Annotated in this window: 5 protein-coding genes; 1 reads left to right on the top strand and 4 read right to left on the bottom strand. The window is 36.8% G+C overall.

The window, feature by feature from the left end; genetic code table 11:
* Positions 1 to 111: 111 nt before the first annotated feature.
* On the top strand, positions 112 to 363 hold the full coding sequence (locus tag F6K13_RS16435) for an STAS domain-containing protein (protein ID WP_353735675.1): 252 nt from the start codon (positions 112 to 114) through the stop codon (positions 361 to 363).
* Between the two features lie 9 nt (positions 364 to 372).
* On the opposite strand, the gene F6K13_RS16430 is transcribed toward F6K13_RS16435, so the two are convergent.
* The 4 genes from F6K13_RS16430 to gloB form a co-directional block, all read right to left on the bottom strand.
* Positions 373 to 2,460 (bottom strand): DICT sensory domain-containing protein, encoded by a 2,088-nt coding sequence (locus tag F6K13_RS16430; protein WP_124143705.1) that lies wholly within the window; start codon positions 2,458 to 2,460, stop codon positions 373 to 375.
* Positions 2,461 to 3,057: 597 nt separating this feature from the next.
* Positions 3,058 to 3,375, bottom strand: a complete 318-nt coding sequence (locus tag F6K13_RS16425) for a DUF2973 domain-containing protein (RefSeq protein ID WP_124155546.1) — start codon at positions 3,373 to 3,375, stop codon at positions 3,058 to 3,060.
* Between the two features lie 259 nt (positions 3,376 to 3,634).
* The gene (locus F6K13_RS16420) at positions 3,635 to 3,952 is read right to left on the bottom strand and encodes a DUF2605 domain-containing protein (protein WP_124155545.1); all 318 of its coding nucleotides are present in this window, start codon (positions 3,950 to 3,952) and stop codon (positions 3,635 to 3,637) included.
* 684 nt (positions 3,953 to 4,636) lie between these two features.
* Positions 4,637 to 5,410: a hydroxyacylglutathione hydrolase gene (gene gloB, locus F6K13_RS16415; RefSeq protein ID WP_124143707.1), complete on the bottom strand. Its 774-nt coding sequence runs from the start codon at positions 5,408 to 5,410 to the stop codon at positions 4,637 to 4,639.
* Between the last annotated feature and the right edge of the window lie 15 nt (positions 5,411 to 5,425).

Genomic DNA, 5,425 nt, shown 5'->3' with positions numbered 1-5,425 from the left:
GTTTAGGTTTTAATGAATAGAGAAATGATTCATCTTCTAAAAAATGAAATTCTTGGTCCAATCCAGTTAATTGAAAAACCAATTGAATATCATCTTGGATATTGAACAGATATAATCGACAAAACACGAAATTTATACTGGATAATAGATATGGGATTAGTAAACCAAATTAATAATTTGGGATTAACTACTTTAGTTATTATCCGAAAAATTTCTGAAAAAAGAGGATGTCTATTATATCTGTTCAATATCCAAGATGATATTCAATTGGTTTTTCAATTAACTGGATTGGACCAAGAATTTCATTTTTTAGAAGATGAATCATTTCTCTATTCATTAAAACCTAAACTACTACTTTGCTAGCTGCTAAGTTTATGAATTAGATTCCTTTCTTCTTGTTTGATTTTCCCTCTCCATTTTTTCACTATTACTAACAATTGGAATTGTAAAGTGAAACTGACTACCCCGATTTTTACCCGCTGACTCTGCCCAAATTTTTCCTCCCAAGCGAGTAATAATCTGCCGACAAATGGCTAAACCTAAACCTGTACCACCAACACTGCGCCGTAAAGCACCTTCCTCTTGATAAAAACGATCAAATACAGCTTCTAAGCGCTTAGGTTCAATCCCACGACCAGTATCAGAGACTGTCACTTCCAACATATTATCTCCATTAGAAGTAGCCCCAATCATTACTGTTCCTTCAGACTGAGTAAACTTACAAGCATTATCCAGGAGTTTTGACAATACCTCTACTAACCATTCTCCATCAGCTAAAACTAAAGGTAGTTCTGTCGATACCTGAGTAGTAATATTCGGTAAATCTCTTTGTAAATGATGGGCACGAATACTACTCAGAGCCAAATCAACACATTCTAATAGAGGCAGATATTCTACATTCCACTCAACCGTACCACTTTCTAAATGAGACAATGTTAAGAAATCTTGCACAAGATGACGCATTCTATCTGCATCTGCTAATGCAGTTTCCAACATAACTTGACGTAACTCTGCAGGCATATCTGGTTCTTGACTCAAACTTTCAAGGCAAACTTGAATAGTTGATAAAGGTGTCCGTAGCTCGTGGCCAGTAATTGCAATTAAATTACTACGAGTCCGGTCCAGAGCTTCTAATTGTTGATTTAATTCTTCTAAGTGGGCATAAGTTTCCGCCTGGATCAAAGTTATACCTAATTGAGTAGCGATCGCTTCTACTAAATCTATTTTGTCATCAGACCAGTGATGAGGACATGAACCACAGTGGTGTAACTCCACCATACCTAAAAGTCTTCCCTGATAAAGCAAAGGTACCATTAACCAGCTCTTAATTTCCCATTGAGATATTAATGTTTGGAGACAACTTTTGGCCTTTATTTTAGAGCCTTGTGGTGTTTCTGTCAAACAATAATTAGGCAGTAAGCTTGTATCTTCTATATAGACTTGCTCTTGAGTTTGAACAACCTTTTGAAATAAAGGATTATCTTGTAAAGGCCATTCTTGATTAACCACAGATGTAACTGACGAACTTAAATATTCATGTGTAATAGTTACTGTGACATCTAAAGCTCGACATTGATAAATTAAGCATCGGCAAGCTAAAAGTGCTTCTCCCAATTCTTGCACTGCTACTTTGATAATCTCATCAGAGTCTAGCGATCGCCTCATGGCATTAGAAATAATATTAATCAGGCGCTGTTTTTGTTCCTGAACAGCGATCGAGCGATATGTTTTAAGTAACTTATATTGACTTGCTTGCAAATAAGTCACCAAACGTTGGGCAAAAGGATCGTTAAATTGAGGATTTTGAGTAACTACTTCTGAAGCTTTTTTTAGGTAACGACGATTAGAGCTAGATTTTCTTTTTGCAGATTTTCTTCCCATCTCTACATCAAGATTGATGCTATAAACTTCTCGTGCTGCTTGTACTTTTTCTTCTAACTGTGGCCTATATCTGAGTATTCTATTCAGTAATAATTCAGCAGCTTGGACACATACTTGACGGTCAAAAGTCCAGATACCTTCAAATCGACGTGCCTGATCCATGGCAATCAACTCAGATGTTTCATCACTTTTACCAGAATTAAAACGCTCATTACAAATCAAACAACTTGAATACTGTTGACCAAGTACCAGTAAATTCCATTCCTTACTTAAAGTCTCTTTAGTATTAAAAGCTATTGTTTCGTAATACTCAGAAGAATTTTTAAATGCTGTTTCTGGTGCTGCTAGTACATATACTTGGGATGTTAGGTTAGCAATTCGTCTATAACGATGAGCTTCCTGACGATAAAAACGCTCTTGCTGAAAAGTTGCAATTACCAGAGGTTGATCGGAGCTTGCTAAAACCTGGTCTTCCATTGCATGAGATAGAGCAGTCAGGGATGACTTAAAGTAAATTTGTGGTCTCAACTGCGGAATCTCTTGCACCAGTTCTGCCAATACGGACTTAGGGATGGTCATCTGGCCGTTAATCTTTACCCTACTGCACTACTAATATTAAATATACATTGTTAGTGTGAACACTGCAGAGGCTTTTATTCTTTAGTTTTGTCTGATCCCTGATTTATAATCGGGTATTTGGTATAAGTAGAAATTATTTTATCTCAAATATTTAGCATTTTAAAGTTATAAAAATAACTTGCTATTATCAGTTTTTTTGAAACAAAGCAATAGCAAGTTTTTAAGTTTTTATCAATTTTCTGCTACAGCAATTATGAATTTGATTGTACAGAAAATACCTGATAATTAGAGAATTAAGGACTTTAGACTTTTTATGTATATCTTTTGACATCCTCCCCGGCCTAAAGGCACGGGAATTCCTACTGAGCCGTAGCTCCTCGGCGGGTTGACGCTTCACAGGGTGCTGCTTCCTTGGCGGTAGTCTAACGCTTCCCTCCACGTCCGTTTAGAGTTTCCGAGTGCCCCCCGGCAACTAATAACACTATATCATATATTCAATTGACTTACAAATCAAATAAAAAGTCGCCCTACAAGGGCGAGGCTTTAAACCCAATTTTTCGGTAATTTTTACAAATCTTACATTATTTGTTGTCGTCTTTATTTATCCTTCTCCTCTCTAGTTTCACTACTAGATCCAAGCTCAGAATTATAAATAGCATCCAACTGTTGACGAGCTTCTTGTACATTAACGGAACGCATCACCAACAAAGGTTCATCAATAAAATTCCCAGATTCATCTAATAGTTCCGGATGTGGAATTCTACGAGACTTAGAATAAGAATCACCAGAAGACCATTCTCGGTTTGAGGGTAAAGATTGAGACTCAAGGCCCACAGTTAATAGACTACGGATTAAATTACGAACAGCCAAAACGGCAACAGTAGTAAAGGCTAGGATATAAAGCAAATGTAACATGGTTTTCTCCAGGGCCATATAGGCACTCAGCAAATTTTAAAAAAGTTTAAACAGTTTTTCTTATTTTATATCTACTTAACTCTGGATGAGTTTTATCCCCATAAATTATCTGGGTCAGTCATCATCAATTTCCAGAGAAGATAGTGCTTTTAGCGTAAATTAATAGTTATAAATTCCAAAACTGTTATATTTAAAAGTTAACTAAATTTTATTTTTTAATTTATTGCTTGATACTTAAGTTTGAGCGTAATGAGCAATTCTATCTAGATTGTTCTTTGCGAAATCGCATTGAAACTTGCCAGCATTCCGTTAGTAAGTGATGCCAGGGCATAAGCACTGTAGTTTCTACCCCAACTTGACCTTCAGTTGCATTAAAAAGAGTTTGTGCTGTACTCACTTCCTGTTGAGCTTGCTTAACTCTGTTAAGTAGGTCGAATTGTTCAGTGCTACTAAGAAAAGGAATTTTTTCTCTCTCCAATAACTGACGGGAACGCTCAAACCAATACTGAAAATCCTCTAACAAGGGTTTCAGTACTGCTTTAAGTAAATTTGCTTCGGGCAGTCTTGGATTTAGCATTTTTCTAAATTAATTTCTTATTATAGATTTTATCTTAACACTCTTTACACTTTTTAACATTTTACTTAATAAATGTTTTCTCAGGGAGCTTGAGATTTGAAAACTAAAGGAGTAAGCATTTTAGAGCCAAAGCCAGTCACCTTTGATACTTATTTTATACCAAAAATATGATTAATTTATACAGATTAAAAGTACAAAAAATGCTAAGGCTGACAAAAATTATTAGACATCTCCAGAAAAGAGGGAACAGAAAAGAGGGAACAGGGAACAGGGAGAAATAATTGATTTGATTTTTGATTTTTGGAGATGTCTATAAGTAATAACAAGTGCGAAAAAAGAATATTACAAATAATTTGAGTGAATCAAGAGATATTTACCGCTCAACTAAACTTACTCAAACTTACTCAAAAGCCTGAAAGCTTAGTTGAACGCAAGTGGATCGACCACTACAGGGTTAAACGGCAAACCCCAAGAAATACTTAAAGACTATTCCTCCTGACTCTTGGCGAAACTGGAAGTATAGCAATGTGCGCTGGGATATTTACAAATTGCAGGAAGTGTCCAATAGCTATAAAGTCTTATATGATTCCTACGGAATGCTTGCGCAAACAGCTTTTTATTCCCCCTTCCGGAGCTGTTGCCTATTGCCTGTTGCCTGCGCGCAGCGCTATATTTGTAGCATTTTTAAAATTGGTCTTTCTTTCCTCGTAAACGGGCAAAAGTTTGTACTGGATCTTGGCTTTTAACCGCTAACTGTAGATTAGGTTGATCCCAACGCAGAAAAGGATTTGTGCATTTTTCTACACCAATCATTGATGGCACAGTAGCCTCATTCCGACTGCGTGCTGCCTTAACTTCAGCTAAACGAGCTTGTAGGTCCAAATTTTGCTCATCGACTGTTATAGCAAACTGCAAATTCTTCAAAGTGTACTCATGGGCACACCATATTCGTGTCCTGTCAGGCAAATTACGCAATTTGCTCAAAGACTGTACCATCTGGGCTGGTGTTCCTTCAAATAAGCGGCCACAACCACCAGCAAATAAAGTATCACCACAAAATAATTCCCCCGGTTCTCCAGCAACTAGAGGAGGAAAGTAATAAGCAATATGGCCACTTGTATGACCAGGTACAAATAAAATCTCTCCTTCTCGGTCAGAAAATTGGACTCGATCGCCTTCCTGTAAAAATACCTTTTGTCCAGGAATTCTACCTCGGTCTTCAACTCCGGCATACACTGTGAGTTGAGGAAACTTCTGAATTAACTTTTGATTAGCTCCTACATGGTCTGAATGGTGGTGAGTGTTGAAAATAGCTACCAACTGAGCACCCAATGATTCTAGTTTTTCGGTCACTGGCCTAACTTCTGCTGGATCGACTACAGCCGCAATCTTTTGATTTGGGTCATGTAGTAAAAAGATATAGTTGTCTGAAAGTGCTGGCAGTCGATAAATCTTCATAGAAACTAAATTAAA

This window comes from Okeania sp. SIO2B9 (assembly GCF_010672505.1).
Lineage (GTDB): Bacteria > Cyanobacteriota > Cyanobacteriia > Cyanobacteriales > Microcoleaceae > Okeania > Okeania hirsuta.
This window is presented reverse-complemented; position numbering and strand designations above follow the sequence as displayed.